Genomic DNA, 17,727 nt, shown 5'->3' with positions numbered 1-17,727 from the left:
TGACAATTGCATTACACTTTCATGACAGTCACTGAGCCAGGCAGGTGTAGACATTGAAAATACGCGCAACCGTTATTTGTGAACACGAGGGGCATATCCTCTTCGTGCGCAAGGCCCGCTCCAAATGGGCATTGCCGGGCGGCAAGGTCGAGCGCAACGAGCGCCCGGTCGGCGCCGCCGCCCGCGAGCTGGAAGAAGAAACCGGCTTGAATGTGGATGGCTTGCTGTACTTGCAGGAGCTGAAGGCCCGCGACACCGTGCACCACGTGTTCGAGGCCTCGGTGGTGAACATCAGCGAGGCGCGCCCTTGCAACGAGATCATTGACTGCCGCTGGCACGCTTATGGCGCCATGGATGAACTGGACACCACCGACGCCACCCGCCACATCGTCAAATCGTTCCTACGACGCCTGTAAGTCCGCGCTCTGCCCGCTGTCCAGCAACCCACGTTTGACCCCACCCTTGGCTTTCTGCCGTTCGACAAAGGATTTGACGAACGCGGCAGCGGCTGCGTGCGCCACCGGCACTGCCATGGCCTGGTGGATGGTCATGAAGTCATCGTCAAGCAGGCGCCAGTGCGCAGACACTTTGGTTTGCAGAAAATCCCTCACCCCCGCTGCCGCATCCAGGCCCTGCTCGATAAACCAGTCCACCGCCGCCGCAGAAGTGGGCGCACGCACCAGTTCGGCGTGCTGCACGGTTCGGCTCAGGTACAGGTCGTAGGCCGCGCCCTGGCCCACCGCGATGCGCTTGCCCGGCGCGTCCAGTTGCGCCACCCGGGTCAGCACCGAATCAGCCGCCACCAGGTACGTGCCCTTGATTGCCACATAGGGTGCGCTGAAGGCGATTTGCTGCTCACGCACCGGTTCGATCGCCAGGAACGCCACGCGCCACACGTCCTCGGCCAAGGCGGCAAAGACCTTGCCGGCGGCCTCGAAGGTGATCAGCTCAAGGCGGGCGCCCAGCTCTTCGGCCAGCGCACGCGCGAGTGCCACCGACACGCCTTGCGGCTCGCCATCGGCGCCGCGTTGCGCCAGCACCGGGTTGCCAAGGTTGATAGCGGCGCGCAGCACGCCATCCGGGGCCAGCTGTTGCAGTACTTGCGGGTCAATCATCGAGCACTCCTTGACGGGTCCGTTGCACAGTCTTTCGGATCACAAACGGCAATACGCCGCCGTGCTCAAGGTAACCAAGCTCTTGCAGCGAGTCGAGGCGCAAAGCCAACAGGCTCGTGGCAATACTGCCGTCGGCGCGCTCGATACGCAGGGTGACCGGGTTGTCACCCACCGTCAGTTGCGCAAGCCCCAGGAACGTCAGGCGCTCACGCCCATCCAGCGTGAGTTCCTGCACCGAGGCGCCCTCGGCAAAGACCAGTGGCAGCACCCCCATGCCAATCAGGTTGCTGCGGTGGATGCGCTCGATACTGCGCGCCACCACCGCCTTGATCCCCAGCAGGTTCAGCACCTTGGCCGCCCAATCACGGCTGGAGCCGGCGCCATAATTGATGCCCGCAAACAGTACGGTCGGCGTGCCGGTATAAGTTTGCGCTGCCAGGTACAGCGGCTGGTATTGCGTGCGCTCGGCATTCCACGCCCATACGCCTTGGCGCGGTGCTTGTTGCGGGTCCAGCAGGTTGTTCAGGCGCGGGTTGGTAAACGCGCCGCGCACCATCACCTCGTGGTTGCTGCGCCGGGTCGAGTACTGGTTGAAATCCGCTGCGGCCTCTCCTCGCTCACGCAACCAGGCACCGGCCAGGCTGTCGGCGGGGATAGTACCGGCCGGTGAGATATGGTCGGTGGTGACGTTATCACCCAGCACCACCAACGCCTTGGCGCCACTCAACGACAGGCTCGATGCAGGCAATAACGACACGTGCGCCAAGTATTGCGGGCGGCGCAAATACGTCGAGTCCGGGTGCCAGGCAAACTGCACACTGCCATCGGCCTCCAGCGCCTGCCAATGATGGGTACCCTGCCACAACAGTTCGCCACGCGCCTGAAACAATGCCGGGCGCACCACCTGACTCACCTGCGCCGCCACCTCGGCATCGCTGGGCATCAGCTCATGCAGATACACCGGCTTGCCCTGGGCATCCAGCGCCAACGGGTAAGCCGACAGGTCGATATCGATGCTCCCGGCTATCGCGTAGGCCACGCACAGCGCGGGTGACGCCAGGTAACCGGCCTGGACTTGCGGGTTGACCCGCCCTTCAAAATTGCGATTGCCCGACAACACCACCACACCCTTCAGCCCTTGCCGGGCGAAGACTTCGACATGCGCCTCAAGGCTGCCGGAGTTGCCGATGCAGGTCATGCAACCAAACCCCACCAGGTCAAACCCCAGCGCCGCAAAGTCCTCCAGCAGCCCAGCCGCTTCCAGGTAATCGGCCACCACCCGCGACCCGGGCGACAGCGAGGTCTTGACCCACGGCTTGCGCCCAACCCCACGTGCACGCGCATTCCGCGCCAGCAGCCCGGCCTGGATCATCTGCGCGGGGTTGGCGGTGTTGGTGCAACTGGTGATCGCCGCCATCACCACCGCGCCATGGGTCAGCTGCGCGGCGAATGACGGCTCAAAAAACTGCTGGCCAGCCTCCATCTGCACATGCTGATGAAAGGACGCTGCGGCATTTGCCAGGGATTGGCGTTGGTGCGGCTGATGCGGGCCGGCAACACTGGGCTCTACCTCGGCAAGGTTCAGTTCGATCAACTCATCGAACTGCGGCTCCACGGCTTGCCGCCACAAGGATTGCGCCGCCATATAAGCCGTGACTTTGGCCAGCAACGGCAGCGGTCGCGCACTCAACTTCAGGTAGGCCAAGGTCTCGTCGTCAAACGGGAAAAACACCACCGTCGCGCCATACTCCGGCGCCATGTTCGCCACCGTGCCGCGTGCCGCCCAGCTTAAGGACGACAGACCGGGACCGGTGAACTCGACGAACTTGCCGACCATGCTGCGCTGGCGCAACAGCTCAGTGACGGTCAAGGCCAGATCGGTCGCCGTCACACCGGGCCGCAAGGCATTGCTCACCCGAATCCCCACCACCTGCGGAAAGGGAATCGGCACCGGCTCACCGAGCATCGCCGCCTGCCCTTCCAGCCCGCCCACGCCCCAACCCAGTACGCCGATGGCATTGATCATCGGCGTGTGGCTGTCAGTGGCGACCATGCAGTCCGGGTGCAGCAGCACGCCGCCGTCGGCCGCCGGGCTTTCCCACACCACCTGCGCAATCGACTCCATGTTCATCTGATGGATGATCCCGGTGCCTGGCGGGATCACCTTGAAGTTGTCCAGGCTGGCCTGCGCCCACTTGATAAAGCGGTAACGCTCGCTGTTGCGGCGAAAGTCGATGTCGAGGTTGGCCTCCACCGCACCCGCTTCGGCGTAGTGCTCCACAATCACCGAATGGTCGATGGTCAACACCGCCGGTATCGACGGGTTCACCGCCGTCGGGTCGCCGCCCAACTGCGCCACCACGTCGCGCATGCCGGCGAAATCCGCCAGGGCCGGCAGGCAGGTGGTGTCGTGGAACATCAGGCGATTAGGCTGAAACGGCACCGCGCAATCCGGCCCCGTGCCGATCGCCCGCGCCAGCACTTGCGGCAACGAAGCCGGGGCGCAGCGGGCGATGTTTTCCAGCAGGATGCGCACGCAATACGGCAGCCGCTGCAACTGCACCGGCGTCAGCAGTTTATGCAGGTCGAGATAGGCGTAGCGCTGGCCGTCGACCGTCAGGTGGTTGAGGTAGTCACTCATAGCTGCGCGAACACCCGTTCGATGCGCGCCAGGCCCCAATCCAGCTCGTCGCGAGTGATGGACAGCGGTGGCGCGATGCGCAATACGTTTTCGTGGGTTTCCTTGGTCAACAGGCCTTCAGCCAGCAACGCTTCACAGATCGGCCGGGCATCGCGGTCCAGCTCCACGCCCACCCACAAGCCACGCCCGCGAATCTCGCGAATCGCGGGCGAGTTCATCGCCTTCAGGCGCTCTACCAGGTACTGACCGAGCTGCGCGCTGTTGTCGATCAAGCCCTCTTCTTCCAGCACGTTCAGGGCTTCCAGGCCGACCGCCGCCGCCAGCGGGTTGCCGCCGAAGGTCGAGCCGTGGCTGCCGGCGTCGAACAGGTCCATGATCGAGTGGTCGGCCACAAACGCCGATACCGGCATGATCCCGCCGCCCAGGGCCTTGCCCAGAATTAGCGCGTCCGGGCGAATGCCTTCATGCTGGAAGGCAAACCATTTGCCGGTACGGCCCAGGCCCGACTGGATCTCATCGAGGATCAGCAAGGTATTGGTCTCGTCGCACAACTGGCGCAGCTCGCGCAGGAACCCGGCGGGCGGCACGCGAATACCCGCCTCGCCCTGGATCGGCTCGATCAGCACCGCGCAGGTGTCGGCGGTAATGGCTTGGCGAAAGCTTTCGATATCACCAAAGCGTGCTTCGCTGAAACCATTGCAGAACGGGCCGAAATCCGCCTTGTAAGCCGCCTCGGATGAGAAGCCGACGATGGTTGAGGTGCGGCCGTGAAAGTTGTTATCCGCCACCACAATGTTTGCCTGATTGGCGGCGATACCCTTGACCCGGTAACCCCAGCGGCGCGCGGCTTTGATCGCGGTTTCGACGGCTTCGGCGCCGCTGTTCATCGGCAGCGCCGAATCAAAACCGCTGATGCGGCACAGGGCCTTGAGGAAGTTGCCCAATGGCTCGCTGTAGAACGCACGCGACACCACGCTGATCTTGTCGATCTGCGCCACGGCGGCAGCGCGGATACGCGGGTGCACATGGCCGTGGCTGACGGCGGAATACGCCGACATCATGTCCAGGTAGCGCTTGCCATCATCGCCAATGGCCCAGACGCCCTCGCCTTTGACGATGACCACCGGCAGTGGCGAATAGTTGTGGGCACAGAATTGGTGTTCGAGGGTGATTGCCGGGTTGGGGTGCATGGGGATGTCCTGCCAAATAAAGATCTAATGAACAAAAAAGATCAAATGTGGGAGCGGGCTTGCTCGCGAATGCGGTGTATCAGTCACCGGATGCGCCGGATGAAAGTTCGCCTTCGCGAGCAAGCCCGCTCCCACACTTGAAATGCATTTCAACTCAGGCGCTGAGCAGTTTGCCGCTGCGAATCGGCGTGGCGCCGGAGACACGGCCCAGCGGGTCGCCCGGCTTCACAAAGCGCACATCGCGGCGCATGTACAGCACGCCGGTGTTATGGCTGTTGACCGTGACCGTGTTGCCGCTGTGCGGGTCCACGATGTCAAACAGGGGTTGGCCCGCTTCAATCCGGCTGCCAACCGCCGCCCGGTGCACCAGCACGCCGGCGCTCGGCGCATAAAACTGTTCGCTGCCCGCCAACGGCGTGGCCGGGTTGCGCAACGCAGGCAAAGGCCGCGGTGTGCCTTCGATGGCGCCTAGGTGTGTGAGGTAATCGATGATCGCCGTGGCGTCGTGTTCGGCCAGCTCGTAGGACACATCCCGCTGACCACGATGCTCCACCGTCACCGCAATGCTGCTGTCCGGAATCGGGAAGCGATCCCCCAGACGCTCACGCAGGTTGACCCACAACAGGTACAGCGCTTCATCAAACGAATTGGCCTGGGAATCGGTGGCCAGCAAGGTGGCTTCAGCGCCGATGTAGCGCGCCAGCGGCTCAATGGTCGGCCACACCGTTTCGCCGGTGTACAGGTGCATCGCCGCTTCGCGGGAGCAGTGCAGGTCCAGCACGATGTCGGCATCGTGGGCCAGCAGCATCAGGGTCTGTTGCAGCGACTGGTATTCGTCCATCGGCTGGGCGGCGCGCAGGCATTCGCCCCAGGCGGCGCGGATCAACTCGCGGTTGGCGTTGATGTCCTGTCCAAGCGCATGCTCTACCTTGTCGGCAATCGCCTGGTACGGCACCGCAAAGCCTCGGTTGTAATTACGCCCGCTGCCCAGTTCAAACCGCCCGCTCGGCGCGCCCATGATGTATTGGCCCAGGCCCGCCGGGTTGGCCACGGCCACCAACACGATTTGGGCATTCAGGCGCCCGGCACTTTCCAGCGCCACCAGGCGCCTGCGCAGTTGTGCGGCCACCAGCATGGCAGGGGTTTCATCGGCATGCAGCGCCGCCTGAATATAGATTTTTCGACCTGCACCCACTGCACCGTAATGCTCACTCTCCACGTGCCTGTGGGTGCCTTGTGTCGCTTGCAGCAAGGGGTGTTGATTAAGTTTCATAAACCGGAAGTCTCGATATTCGAGTGACGTTTGCTTGGGGAAAATACTAACGAGACCAAGTGATCGCCGGTAAGGGCGGCCACCGCTATCTTGATCTGATAATCCGATCACGGTGGGAGCCGGCAAGCCCGCTCCCACACTGAGGGGTTACCAGAGCGCCAGGGTGTACCCCAGCATCACGCGGTTCTCGTTCACATCATTGAAGTAGTTGCCCTTGCTCAGGGCGTTGCGCCAGCGCATCGACACGCCTTTGAACGTGCCGCTCTGCACCACATAGCCCAGGTCCAGGTCGCGCTCCCACTCGCGGCCTTCGCGGTTAAAGCCGAGCACTTCGGCCGAGTCGCCCTTGGCGTACTTGATGCCGAACAACAGGCCTGGCAAGCCGAGGTCGGCGAAGTTGTAGTCGTAGCGCGCATGCCAGGCACGCTCGCGGGTCTGGGTGAAGTTGCTGAACTGGTACTCGGTAAACAGGTAGCTGATGGAGCCGTCCAGGTAGGTAAACGGCGTGGTGCCGTACTGGCGCTGGTAACCGCCGCCGATGCTGTGGCCGCCGTACTGGTAGGTAAACCGTGTGCTCAGCGCACTGTTGTCGACGTCGCCGGCCAGGCCCGCACCGTCCTTGTCGGAGTTGAAGTAGCGGATATCGGTTTTCAGCGTGCCGCCGCCCAGGCCGAAGTTGTTTTTAAAGCCCACGAATTGCTGCTGGTAGATGCTGTCAAGCGCGGCATAGTGGTAGCTGAGCAAGGTGTTGGGCGTCAGCGAGTAATCACCGCCGGCAAAGCGAAACTTGTCGCTCAGGGCCGTGCTTTTGTAGACCTTGCTGACGGTGGTCAGCTTCATGTCTTCGTAGTTGGTGGAGTCGCGGTCCTTGGCCTGGTCAATCTGACCGAGGGTCAGCTTGAGGTTGCTGATGTCGTTGGACACCAGTTGCGTACCATTGAACGACTGCGGGAACAGGCGACTGGTGTTGGGTTGCAGGATCGGCAGGTCCGGCACCAGGTAACCGATGCGTAGTTCGCTCTTGGCGAAGCGTGCCTTGGCCGTCACGCCGAGTTTGGAGTACTCGTCGGAGACATTTTTGTCGCTGTCACGCTGTAACAGGCCAGTACCGGAAAGGCCTGGGCTGGAGTCGAGTTTTACCCCCAGCATGCCGATCGCATCCAGGCCGAAGCCCACGGTGCCCTCGGTAAAACCGGACTTTATGCCCAGCAGAAAGCCTTGGGCCCACTCGGCGCGCATCGACTGCGATGCGTTCTCGCGGTAATCACGGTTGAAGTAGTAGTTCTTCAATTCCAGCGTACCGCTGCTGTCCTTGATGAAGTCGGCCTGGGCGGCGAACGGGATCATCCCGCTGCTCACGACGCCTACGCCGGTGATGAGTTGAGTCAGGGATTTTTTCATTTTTTTAAGCTCCTGGCAGTCGGTTTAGGGGTGTTTTTATTGTTCTTCGGGCATGGCTTCGCCGTTCGCGCAAATCAGCGATTTGCGCGGCGGGTGAAGTCAGCTCTGATTTACAACTCTGGCTACAGCGCTAGCGGAACGGGGCCTTGGCGGATGCGGTAGCCACCGTTTTCCAGTTTCTCCAAAGGGCTGGCAGCGGCCAGCAGCTTGCGGGTGTAGGGGTGTTGCGGGCGGTCGAAAATCTCGTCGCGCGCACCCATTTCCACCACCCTGCCCTCGCTCATCACCGCCACCCGGTGGGCAATGCGCTCCACTGCCGCGAGGTCGTGGGAGATGAACAGGCAGGCAAAGCCGTACTGCGCTTGCAGGCGTTCGAACAGCTCCAGAATCTGCTTCTGGATGGTCATGTCCAACGCCGAGATCGGCTCGTCGGCAATCACCAGCCGTGGGTGGCGCACCAACGCGCGACCAATCGCCACGCGCTGGCGCTGACCACCGGAGAGCTGATGCGGGAAACGCTCGACAAACTGCTCGGCCAGGCCGATATCCACCAGGGTTTTCATCACCCGCTCACGTTTTTGCTCGGCGCTCATACCGGGCACGTGGCGCAGCGGTTCGGCGAGGATGTCGCCGATCTTCATGCGCGGGTCGAGGGACGAATACGGGTCCTGAAAAATCATCTGGCATTGCAGGCGATGTTCACGGTTGCCGGACTTGAGAATGTCCACGCCTTCAAACTCGATAGCGCCGGCGCAGGCTTTATTCAGGCCGACAATCGCCCGGCCCAGAGTGGTTTTGCCCGAGCCACTGCCGCCCACCAACGCCAGGGTTTCACCCGGTGCGATACTCAGGTTCGCCGAGTGCACCACGCGCTTGAACTGGCTGCGCCCCCACAGGCTGCGCGGGCCAGGGTGTTCGATGCACACATCCTTGACCGCCAGCAGCGGGCCATCGGCCTTGGGCAATGGCGCCAGCACGCCCCGCCGGGGCAAGGCTTCGAGCAATTGCCGGGTGTACTCAGCCTTGGGCGATAACAGGATTTGTTCGATGCTGCCCTGCTCCACCGCGCGGCCTTCGCGCATCACCACCACTTTGTCGGCGTAGCGCGCCACCAGCGACAGGTCATGGCTGATAAACAAAATCGCCGTGCCCTGCTCGCGGGTCAGGTCGAGCATCAGTTTCAATACATCCAGTTGCGCCAGGCAATCCAGCGCGGTAGTGGGCTCGTCGGCAATCAGCAGTGCCGGGCGCAGCAGCATCACCGAGGCGAGCATGATGCGTTGGCGCATGCCGCCGGAAAACTCATGGGGAAACGCCACCAGGCAGCGCTCGGCGTCCTTGATGCCGATATGGCCGAGCATTTCCAGGCTACGCTCGCGGATTTGCTGCTCCGTCAGTTTGGTGTGCAAGCGCAGGCCCTCGGCCATCTGCTCGCCGATGCTCATCGAGGGGTTGAGCGAGACCATCGGTTCCTGGAACACCATGCCGATCTTGGCTCCACGCAGTTGGCGCAGTTGCTCCGGCGCAAGGCTATTGAGGTCGTGACCCTGGAAGCGCACCTGGCCGCCGCAATGCTGCAGCGGCGGTGGCAGCAGGCCAATGGCGGCGCGGGCGGCCATGGTCTTGCCGCTGCCGGACTCGCCCACCAGCGCCACGATTTCGCCTGGCGCGATGGTAAAACTCAAGTCATTGACCGCCAGCGGGCCGTGGGCGCCGACGCGGATTTTGAGGTGATCGACGGCCAAGAGTACGTCAGTCATGTTCATTTACTCATCCGTGGATCGAGGCGGTCACGCAAGGCGTCACCACACAGGTTGAACGCCAGCAGCGCCATGGCGATGCAGACCCCGGGAAACAGCCCCAGCCAACTGGCCGTGGCGATATACGGCCGGCTGGCCGCGAGCATGTTGCCCCAGGTGGCGGCCGGTGGCGGCACGCCCAGGCCGAGGAAGCTCAAGGCGCTTTCGGCGAGGATCGCCCAGCCGAACATGCTGGTGGCCAGTACACACACCGGCGCCACGCAGTTCGGCGCAATGTGACGCAGCATGGTGTACAGCTCGGAGTTACCGATCACCCGCGAGGCTTCGACAAACTCCTTCTCGCGCAGCGACATCACCGTGCCGCGCACCACCCGCACCACCGATGGCGTATACGCCAGGCTCAACGCGAAGACGATGCCGTACAGGCTCGGACCGATGATCGCCATCAGGCCCAGCGCCAACAGGATGCCGGGAAATGCCAGCAACGCGTCGTTGATCATCATCAGGCCACGGTCGACCCAGCCGCGCAGGAAGCCGGCGAGCAGGCCCAGGAAGGTGCCGGCGACAATCGCCATGCTCACCGTCAGCACACTCACCCACAGGCTGGTGTGTGCGCCGATCATCAAGCGGCTGAGCACATCGCGGCCGTATTCATCGGTGCCCAGCAGGTGCGCGGCGGTGGGTGCCTGCAAACGCGCCAGCAGGTTCAGCGCCAGCGGATCGCGGGGCGTCCACACCAGGCCGAGCGCGGCCATGATCAACAGCAAGGCCAATAAACTCGCACCTATCAGCGCGTTCAACGGCGGCACACGCCAGGCCCTGGGGGCACGCGCAGGCGCCGCCAGCAGCACCTCGGGGGCAACAGGAAGTGGCTTATTCATAACTTAACCCTGGGGTCGAAGAGCGGGTACAGCAGGTCCACCAACAGGTTGACCAGCACATAAACAAAGGTCACCAGCAGCAGGCAGCCTTGCAGCACCGGGTAGTCCCGGGCGTAGATCGCGTCGACCATCAGCCGACCGATGCCCGGCAGCGTGAACACGGTTTCGAGCACGGCGATGCCGCTGAGCAGGTTGCCGAGGATCAGGCCGATCAGGGTCAGCGTCGGTGCAAACGAGTTGCGCAAGGCATGCCGCCACAACACGGCGCGCTCCGATAAACCTTTGGCGCGGGCATGGGTGATGTACTCCAGGCGCAGCACTTCAATCGCACTGGCCCGGGCCATGCGGGTGATCGCGCCCAGCTCCACCAGCGTCAGCGTCACAATTGGCAGCACGATAAACGTCACGGCCTGCCAGGGTGACTGGCTGAACGACACATAACCCACCACCGGCAACCAACCCAGCTTGATACCGAACGCATACAGCAACAGCAGGCCGAGCCAGAAGCTGGGAATCGACAGCAGCAGCGTCGCCGTCGAGACCACGCCAAAGTCCAGCGCGCTGTCCTGCTTCCAGGCCGCGAGCAGGCCCGCCGGCACGGCGATCAGAGCCGCCAGCAACACCGACACCAAAACGATCCCGGCGCTCACTTGGAAGCGATCCAGAATCAGCGGCAGCACCGCTTCATTGGTGGTGATCGAATGCCCGAGGTCGCCGCTGAGCACCGCTTTAAGCCAGATCACAAACTGCACCGGCAGCGGCTGGTCCAGGCCCAAAGATGCACGCGCAACTTCCAGGCTATGGGCGTCGGCCATGTCGCCGAGCATCAGCAGCGCCGGGTCACCCGGCACCAGGCGGATGATCGCGAACACCATCAGCGAGATCAGCAGCAAGGTCGGAATCGACATTGCCAGGCGTTGAGAGATAAAACGAAACATCCTTAATTGCTCCCGGAAGCGGGGACGCTGACGGTCCACAGGCGCGGCTTGGACACCGGCCAGGTGCGCAGGCCCTGCACGTAATCACGGCTGGCGGCAATCGCGTTGCCGTTGTACATCGGGATCAGCGGCACGTCCTTGAGCATCTGCTGATGCAGTTGGTCGAACAGCGCCTGGCGCTTGCTGATGTCACCTTCACGCTGTGCCTCACGCAGCCAGTGGCGCGCCTCGGGGTTGTCCCAGACCTTGCGGGCTTCCTTGTCCTTGTCGCCGGTCATCGAATCAAAACTCAGGGCCGGGTCGAGGCGCTCGGAATACGGGAACGCCATCATCTGGTAGTTGCCGCTCTGGTAGCGCTCCAGCTGGGTGCCCCACTCCAGGGTTTCCAGCTCCAGGTTGATGCCGCTGGCTTTGGCCATGGCTTGCACGAATACGCCCATGTCGAAGATCGCGGCGTAGCGTTTGTTGACGATCAGCTTGATCGGCTCGCCCTTATACCCAGCCTCACGCAACAGTTGCGCGGTCTTGGCCGGGTCGAAGGTGTAGCCCTGGTCTTCGACGCCAGTGTGGTAATGACTGCCCCGCGCAACCATCGAGTTATTGGCCTTGGAGCGGCCACCAGTGAGGGCTTCAACGATCTGCGCGGAGTCCAGGGCGTGAGCGATGGCCTGGCGCAGGCGCACATCTTTAAGCAGCGGGTCGCGGGTCTGGAACAGCAACGCATTGACTGACATGGTGCCGCTGGAGGTCACGCGCACGCCGGGGTTGGCGGCAAGCTCGGTGGCGTCCATCGGCGTCACATCAATCAGCAGGTCGACGTTTTTCGACAGCAACGCCGCCTTGGCCGCCGCCGGATCGGGGATCACCAACAGGCGCACACGGTCCAGGCTGGTGGTTTTGTTGCCGGTGTAGCCATCGGGGTCTTTTTCATCACGCGAGGTGTAGCTGGCATTGCGCAACAACTCGATGTATTGGCCGGGCTTCCACTCGCCCAGCTTGAACGGGCCGGTGCCGATCGGCGCCTTCCACGTGCCGTCGGCGTTGAGCGAGTCGGGTGACAGAATGCCGCTGCCACCACACTCCGGCAGCGCGGTGCTGGTGAGGAACAGGCCATTGGGCTGGTCGAGGGTGAACACCACGGTGAGCGGGTCGGGCGCGCTCATGTCGATAATCTTGGCGCCGCCATGCCCGTCGAACTCCGGCGCACAGCGCCATTGGGTCTTGGGGTCGAGGAAGCGTTTCCAGGTCCACAGCACCTCGGCGGACGTGAGGGGCTTGCCGTTCTGAAATTTCACCCCGTCGCGCAGGTGGAAGGTGTAGCGCAAGCCATCGTCGGAGACTTGCACGTCCTTGGCCAGCAGCGGGCCGACGGTCGCGTCTTCACGAAACGCCACCAGCCCTTCGGTGATGTGCATGATCACTGCGTCAGAGTTGGTGTCGCGGTTCACGCCCGGATCGGTGCTGCGGATATCGGCGTTAAGCGCCACCTTCAAGACACTTTCAGCCTGGGCAGTGCCCATCAGCGTCGCAGACAAGGCGCCTGCCAGGATTAAAGTCTTGTTCATTGATAAATGCACCTTAAGTGTTCCTTACGCATGGGTTCGGACGCTGGCAGGACCCAAAAAGAGGCACGGCCGAACTCCTGAATAGTTGTTGTTGTTTTAGTCGCCGTTCACGGTCGGCGAATGTTCCTGGGCCGATCTTATTCTTCACGCGGCAAGCTTGAGAAGAACGCTCCAGGTGATCAGGCTCGGCCAATCCGATCACCCACGGGCTTTGCATCGCTCAACCCTGAGCCTACCGAAAAATCAGGGGTTGGAGCCGTTTCCAAACGATCAAAAATAATGAACCTGATCGGTCAAACCGATCTGTGCGCACCTATAGTCATCAGATAAGCTGGCAGGCATTCAATGGTTTAAACGCTGCAACCTGAGGCAGTCCTTCATGACACTCACCCATCTTCGGGCGTTTTGCGCTGTGGTTGAAAAAGGCAGCTTCCGCTCTGCCGCACGCCAATTGGACGTGGCGCAAAGCACCCTGACCCAATCGATCCAGACCCTGGAAAAAGAACTCGGCGTGGTGCTGTTGCAACGCTCGAACCAAGGCATCAACCTGACGTCGGCCGGTGAAGTGTTTCTGGTGCGTGCGCGCTCCATCACCCTGGACTGCGAACGCGCCCTGCTCGACCTGCAACCCTGGAAAGGCGAGCCCGAAGGCAATATTGCCCTGGGCGTGACCTCCGAACCGCTGGCCGAACTGCTGCTGCCGGTGCTGAGCAACTTCACCCAGCGCTTCCCGCGCATCCAGGTGCATGTGGCCAGCGACACCACCAAAGGCCTGGTAGAAAAAGTACGCGACGGTCGCCTGGATTTTGTGCTGTGCCCACTGGCGCCGACGGTTACCGACATCGACCTGGCCATCGACCGCCTCTACAGCTCCAACGCCGGCATCATTGCGCGCAAGGGCCACCCGTTGGCCCAGGCCAAATCCGTGCAGGCGCTGGTGGATTGCCAGTGGATCAGCGTGCGCCCCTCCGGCGTGGTCGGCGGCGCCGAAAACCGTCTGGTGGAGCTGTTTCGCACACAGGGCCTGGCGCCACCGAAAATTGCGATCACCACCGACTCGCTGCTGGAAACCCTGCACATTGTCTCGGAAACCGACTACCTGACCATCGAGCCGCGCATGCTGCCGGGGATGAAACTGTTTTCCAGCGCGCTGACCACCATTGCGATCGAGGAACCACTGGCGGCGCGCGATGTGTGCCTGATCAGCCGCCGTTCCTCGCCGTTGACCGGCGTCAGCCAGGAACTCACCAGCATGCTGATTTCCTATTCCCGGCTGGTGCATCGCAGCCGTTGAACCTCCCTGCTCAAGAGCTTTTTCATGCCTTTAACTTCCTACGATGGTTTACCGCGTGCCAGTGCCAGCAGCCTTGGCGTTGACCCCGACCGCGTGATTGCGTTTCTCGATGAGGTCAAGGCTGCCGGGCTTGATCTGCACGGCTTCATGTTGCATCGCCACGGCCACGTCGTTGCCGAGGGCTGGACCTGGCCGGTCGACCCCAACGAACCGCGCGTGCTGCATTCAATGGCCAAGAGTTTTACCGGCTGCGCCATTGGCCTGGCCATCGAAGAAGGCTTGTTGACGCTGGGTGATCGGCTGGTGACGTTCTTTCCCGATGAAGTACCGCACGATGCTGACCCGCGCCTGGCCGACATGACCGTCGAACACCTGCTGACCATGCGCACCGGGCATGCCGCCAATACGTCCGGTTCGGTGTGGCGCGGTATCGCCACCAGCTGGATCGCGGAATTCTTCAAGATCCCGCTGGCCTATGCGCCGGGCACCGAATACGTCTACACCAGCGCGGCCAGCTACATGCTCTCGGCGCTGATCAACCGTGTCACCGGGCAGACCTTGCACGCCTACCTCAAGCCGCGCTTGTTTGCGCCGCTGGATATTCACAACGAAACCTGGGACATCGGCCCGGATGGCGTGAACCCTGGCGGCAATGGCCTTACGGCGCCGGTCTCGGCGGTGCTGAAGCTGGCGGTGCTGCATGCCCAGGATGGCGTCTGGGAGGGTCAACAGCTGTTGCCTGCAGCCTGGGTCAAACCGGCGACGCAGCCTCAGGGTGGGCCGAACAGCCGCTACGGCTACCACTGGATGATGAAACCCGCCGGCGCTTTCAGCGCGCTCGGGGTGTTTGTGCAGATGGCGGCGGTGTACCGCGAATACGGCGCAACGCTGGTGCTTGTAGGCGGGATGAAAAACTCTGCGGAAATTACTCCGTTTATCGAACGGCACTTTCCAGCAGCGTTTGACGGTGGTGCAACGCCCGATGCGGATGCACGGCTGCAGGCGCGTCTGGCGAGCATGGCGCAGCGACCGTCGCTGGTCTCGGCCTGCGCGGCACCTGCCGATTCGAAGCGGGTGTTTTTAATGGCTGAGAATGGGCTCGGCGTGCGGCAGTTGTCGTTTGATTTCAGCGCCGATGTGCTGACCTTTGAGTTGACCGACAGCCACGCGACTCACCGCCTGACCGTCGGTATCGATCATTGGCGCGCAGGCACCACCAGCATGCCCGGCCGCGCCTTGCACCACGGCTATGAGTTTAACGCCGCGCAGATCGTCGCCGGTGCTCGCTGGCTGGATGCGGTGACGCTGGAAATGACCTGGATCTACCCGCAGACGGCGTTTCGAGATCGCGTGATCTGCGTGTTTGAAGGCAATGGGGTGAGCGTTGCACGCACGGTGAACGTCAACAGTGCGCAGCGCGAGCAGGAAGTGCTGATCGGCGCGTTAGCCTGATCGCCTCCACCGGCTTTGGTAACATCTACCAGCAACGCCTGTTCTTCCACGACCTTGTCTGCCTGATCGGCCGCCACCACGGCGTCACCGGGCCACAGCTGAGCCTGGAAGAGTTCTGCACCCTGGAACACGTGCAAGTGCGCGATGGCAGCCGGAGCCAGGAGATGTATGAGAGCTTTCTGGCCGAGCAAGGGATCAAACGCAACATCGTGCTGCAGATCTCGCACTACATGAGCATGCCGGCGATTATCGAGCGCTCGGACTTGATTGCGGTGCTGCCACGGTCAGTGGCGCATATTTATGAGAAACACGCGGCAGTCAGGGTGATTGAACCGCGAGTGGGGATACCGGTGTATAGCTTGAAGCACCATTGGCATGCACGGAATCAGAAGGATCCGCGGCATGTGTGGTTGCGCAAGGTGGTGGTGGGGATTTTTGCCGAGGCGTGATACCGAGGTGCCTGCATCGCAGCGGTGCGACGATTCGACAAGCCAGCTCCCACAGAAAAGCAGCTCTTCAGTGCATGCAAATCCGCAGCCGACCTCATATTCAAAACCGCATGCGGTCAACTGTGGGAGCGGGCTTGCTCGCGAAGGCGGTGGGTCAGTCAATTTATCTGTCACTGACACACCGCCTTCGCGAGCAAGCCCGCTCCCACATTTAGACCGCATTGCATCAGCTGGATGTGAGCAACCGCTCAAGCACGCGGTCTAGCGCCCGCCACCTGCGGCAACTTCTCGCGGTTTTTGGCCTGCCCACGCTGGTACAGCGCCTCGACCAGTTTCTGCCGTTCATCCTGTGGCAAATTGCTCGCGAACTGTGCCAGCGTTGCGTCCACCAACGCCCGCAACGCCACATCTGCCTCGCGGGCCTTGGCCAGTTCAGTCACCAGTGCATCGCGGTCCAGCGTCGGCGCTTCGAGCTGTTTGATCACTCCCAGGCGTGCTTCCCGGCCGGCCATGATCAGCGGCTGGCTGTCGGCGCGGTTGTGGCGTAGCAGCTGACGCAATTCCTTGCGTCGCTCCATCGGCAACTTGATCATCGCCTGGCGCAGACCATGCTGGTTGACCACCGCTTCGGCGGGCTTGACGTTGGCCATCCAGTGATAGAGGCCGCCGCCCACACCGCCGATCAAAAATACGTTGAGCAATACCGAAAAGACCAACCAGGGTTTAAGGGATGTTGGGGTCATTGCTCGGTTTCCTCGGCGTTGACGGTGAAGACGACATCGGCGTCGCCCTGATCGAAGACGCTGGGCAGCACGTCGGATGACAACATCGGCAACGGCACACTCAGCGACGCCACCAGTACCCCGGCGGCAATCCCGGCAATGCCCACGCCGACCAAGCCTGCGGGCGAGAGCCAGTTGGCATAGCGCGACCAGAACGACACCCGCCGTGGCGCCGACTTGCGAATCTGACGCGCAAGCGCTGGGTCGTTGAAAACGAACTGATGGCTGTCCAACTGGGCGTCGAGCCAACCGACCTCGCGCAACGCCTCGCGGGCGCGGGGGTTGCCGCTGTCGAGCAATGCCTGGGCAGCGGCTCTTTCGGCGCTGGGCCAGCGATGCAGGCTGGCTCCATAGGCATCAGCCAGGTGCGCAAAGCGTTCAGGTGTCATGGTTTTCCCCTTCCTGGGCGGGCGAGCCCGGGTGTGTCGGCAAGTTGGCTGCGCAACTGGCGTCGGGCCCGCGACAGCAGGCTCTCCAGTGCCTCGACGCTGATGTTCATCAGGGCCGCGGCGTCGATGTTCGACAGCTCCTGGTAGTACTGCAACACAATGGCTTCGCGCTGGCGCTCGGGCAAGGTCGCCAGGGCGGCGGCCATCCTTGCATTGCGGTCCGCGGTTTCCAACTGTTCATCAGGCGACGGTGCGCTGTCCGCCAGCTCCAGCACCGCGTCCTCATTCAACGGGTGCTCCTTGCGCCGGCGCAAGCGGTCATGGCACAGGTTGAGTGCCACGCGGTGCAGCCACGTATCAAACCGCGCTTCGCCGGGGCGCCACTTGGCCGCCTGGCGCCAGATGCGCAGGAAGCTTTCCTGGGCCACGTCCTTGGCTTCGTCGGCATCCCCTAGCAGCCGACTGGCGAGCGCCAGCAAACGTGGCAGCTTGCGCGTCACCATTTCGTTGACGGCCGCAGGTTCGTTGTTGCCGATACGCGCCAGTAGCTCAACGTCCGGATCAGTGTCTTTCAATCAGGTAATACTCGGTCCGGGG

Annotated in this window: 16 protein-coding genes; 4 read left to right on the top strand and 12 right to left on the bottom strand. The window is 62.6% G+C overall.

The genetic code is table 11. The features are described from left to right. Positions 1-53 precede the first annotated feature (53 nt). Positions 54-416 carry an NUDIX hydrolase gene (locus K0H48_RS08550; RefSeq protein WP_219267122.1) on the top strand — a complete coding sequence of 121 codons (363 nt, stop codon included), beginning with the start codon at positions 54-56 and terminating at the stop codon, positions 414-416. On the opposite strand, the gene K0H48_RS08545 is transcribed toward K0H48_RS08550, so the two are convergent. From K0H48_RS08545 to K0H48_RS08505, 9 genes are all read right to left on the bottom strand, one after another. After that, on the bottom strand, positions 402-1,115 hold the full coding sequence (locus K0H48_RS08545) for a transporter substrate-binding domain-containing protein (RefSeq protein WP_219267121.1): 714 nt from the start codon (positions 1,113-1,115) through the stop codon (positions 402-404). The two genes, K0H48_RS08550 and K0H48_RS08545, sit on opposite strands and share 15 nt — an antisense overlap. Further along, on the bottom strand, positions 1,108-3,756 hold the full coding sequence (gene acnA, locus K0H48_RS08540; protein ID WP_219267120.1) for an aconitate hydratase AcnA: 2,649 nt from the start codon (positions 3,754-3,756) through the stop codon (positions 1,108-1,110). Before acnA ends, K0H48_RS08545 begins: the two co-directional genes overlap by 8 nt. Continuing rightward, positions 3,753-4,946, bottom strand: a complete 1,194-nt coding sequence (gene rocD / locus K0H48_RS08535) for an ornithine--oxo-acid transaminase (protein WP_219267119.1) — start codon at positions 4,944-4,946, stop codon at positions 3,753-3,755. Before rocD ends, acnA begins: the two co-directional genes overlap by 4 nt. A gap of 154 nt (positions 4,947-5,100) precedes the next feature. Next, a complete protein-coding gene (locus K0H48_RS08530) occupies positions 5,101-6,219 on the bottom strand; it encodes a succinylglutamate desuccinylase/aspartoacylase family protein (RefSeq protein ID WP_219267118.1) in 1,119 nt (372 codons plus the stop codon). A 147-nt stretch (positions 6,220-6,366) separates the two neighbouring features. After that, complete coding sequence (locus tag K0H48_RS08525) at positions 6,367-7,620, bottom strand: OprD family porin (protein WP_138815865.1); 1,254 nt, start codon at positions 7,618-7,620, stop codon at positions 6,367-6,369. A 122-nt stretch (positions 7,621-7,742) separates the two neighbouring features. Further along, a complete protein-coding gene (locus tag K0H48_RS08520) occupies positions 7,743-9,386 on the bottom strand; it encodes an ABC transporter ATP-binding protein (RefSeq protein ID WP_219267117.1) in 1,644 nt (547 codons plus the stop codon). After that, complete coding sequence (locus tag K0H48_RS08515; RefSeq protein ID WP_219267116.1) at positions 9,383-10,261, bottom strand: ABC transporter permease; 879 nt, start codon at positions 10,259-10,261, stop codon at positions 9,383-9,385. The genes K0H48_RS08520 and K0H48_RS08515 overlap by 4 nt, the downstream gene beginning before the upstream one ends. Beyond that, the gene (locus tag K0H48_RS08510) at positions 10,258-11,199 is read right to left on the bottom strand and encodes an ABC transporter permease (protein ID WP_078743062.1); all 942 of its coding nucleotides are present in this window, start codon (positions 11,197-11,199) and stop codon (positions 10,258-10,260) included. The genes K0H48_RS08515 and K0H48_RS08510 overlap by 4 nt, the downstream gene beginning before the upstream one ends. A 2-nt stretch (positions 11,200-11,201) precedes the next feature. Next, on the bottom strand, positions 11,202-12,764 hold the full coding sequence (locus K0H48_RS08505; protein WP_219267115.1) for an ABC transporter substrate-binding protein: 1,563 nt from the start codon (positions 12,762-12,764) through the stop codon (positions 11,202-11,204). Positions 12,765-13,143: 379 nt separating this feature from the next. Here K0H48_RS08505 and K0H48_RS08500 point away from each other — a divergent pair, with 379 nt between their 5' ends. Genes K0H48_RS08500 through K0H48_RS08490 form a run of 3 tightly spaced genes read left to right on the top strand, consistent with a single transcriptional unit; the run spans position 13,144 to position 15,959 of the window. Beyond that, positions 13,144-14,058: a LysR substrate-binding domain-containing protein gene (locus K0H48_RS08500; RefSeq protein ID WP_219267114.1), complete on the top strand. Its 915-nt coding sequence runs from the start codon at positions 13,144-13,146 to the stop codon at positions 14,056-14,058. Positions 14,059-14,082: 24 nt separating this feature from the next. After that, on the top strand, positions 14,083-15,510 hold the full coding sequence (locus tag K0H48_RS08495) for a serine hydrolase (RefSeq protein ID WP_219267113.1): 1,428 nt from the start codon (positions 14,083-14,085) through the stop codon (positions 15,508-15,510). Beyond that, entirely contained in the window at positions 15,507-15,959 is a 453-nt protein-coding gene (locus K0H48_RS08490) for a LysR substrate-binding domain-containing protein (RefSeq protein WP_219267175.1), read from the top strand. The genes K0H48_RS08495 and K0H48_RS08490 overlap by 4 nt, the downstream gene beginning before the upstream one ends. A gap of 248 nt (positions 15,960-16,207) precedes the next feature. Here the strand turns inward: K0H48_RS08490 and K0H48_RS08485 are convergent, their stop codons facing one another. The 3 genes from K0H48_RS08485 to K0H48_RS08475 are packed head-to-tail and all read right to left on the bottom strand — an operon-like array spanning position 16,208 to position 17,705. Continuing rightward, entirely contained in the window at positions 16,208-16,702 is a 495-nt protein-coding gene (locus K0H48_RS08485) for a periplasmic heavy metal sensor (RefSeq protein WP_219267112.1), read from the bottom strand. Next, on the bottom strand, positions 16,699-17,130 hold the full coding sequence (locus tag K0H48_RS08480) for a hypothetical protein (RefSeq protein ID WP_219267111.1): 432 nt from the start codon (positions 17,128-17,130) through the stop codon (positions 16,699-16,701). Before K0H48_RS08480 ends, K0H48_RS08485 begins: the two co-directional genes overlap by 4 nt. Next, positions 17,127-17,705 (bottom strand): RNA polymerase sigma factor, encoded by a 579-nt coding sequence (locus K0H48_RS08475; protein ID WP_219267110.1) that lies wholly within the window; start codon positions 17,703-17,705, stop codon positions 17,127-17,129. The genes K0H48_RS08480 and K0H48_RS08475 overlap by 4 nt, the downstream gene beginning before the upstream one ends. Positions 17,706-17,727: the final 22 nt, after the last annotated feature.

The sequence above is a fragment of the Pseudomonas sp. Xaverov 259 genome, from assembly GCF_019352915.1.
GTDB lineage: Bacteria > Pseudomonadota > Gammaproteobacteria > Pseudomonadales > Pseudomonadaceae > Aquipseudomonas.
Note: the sequence above shows the minus strand (reverse complement) of the source record. Positions and strands in the feature narration are given on the sequence as shown.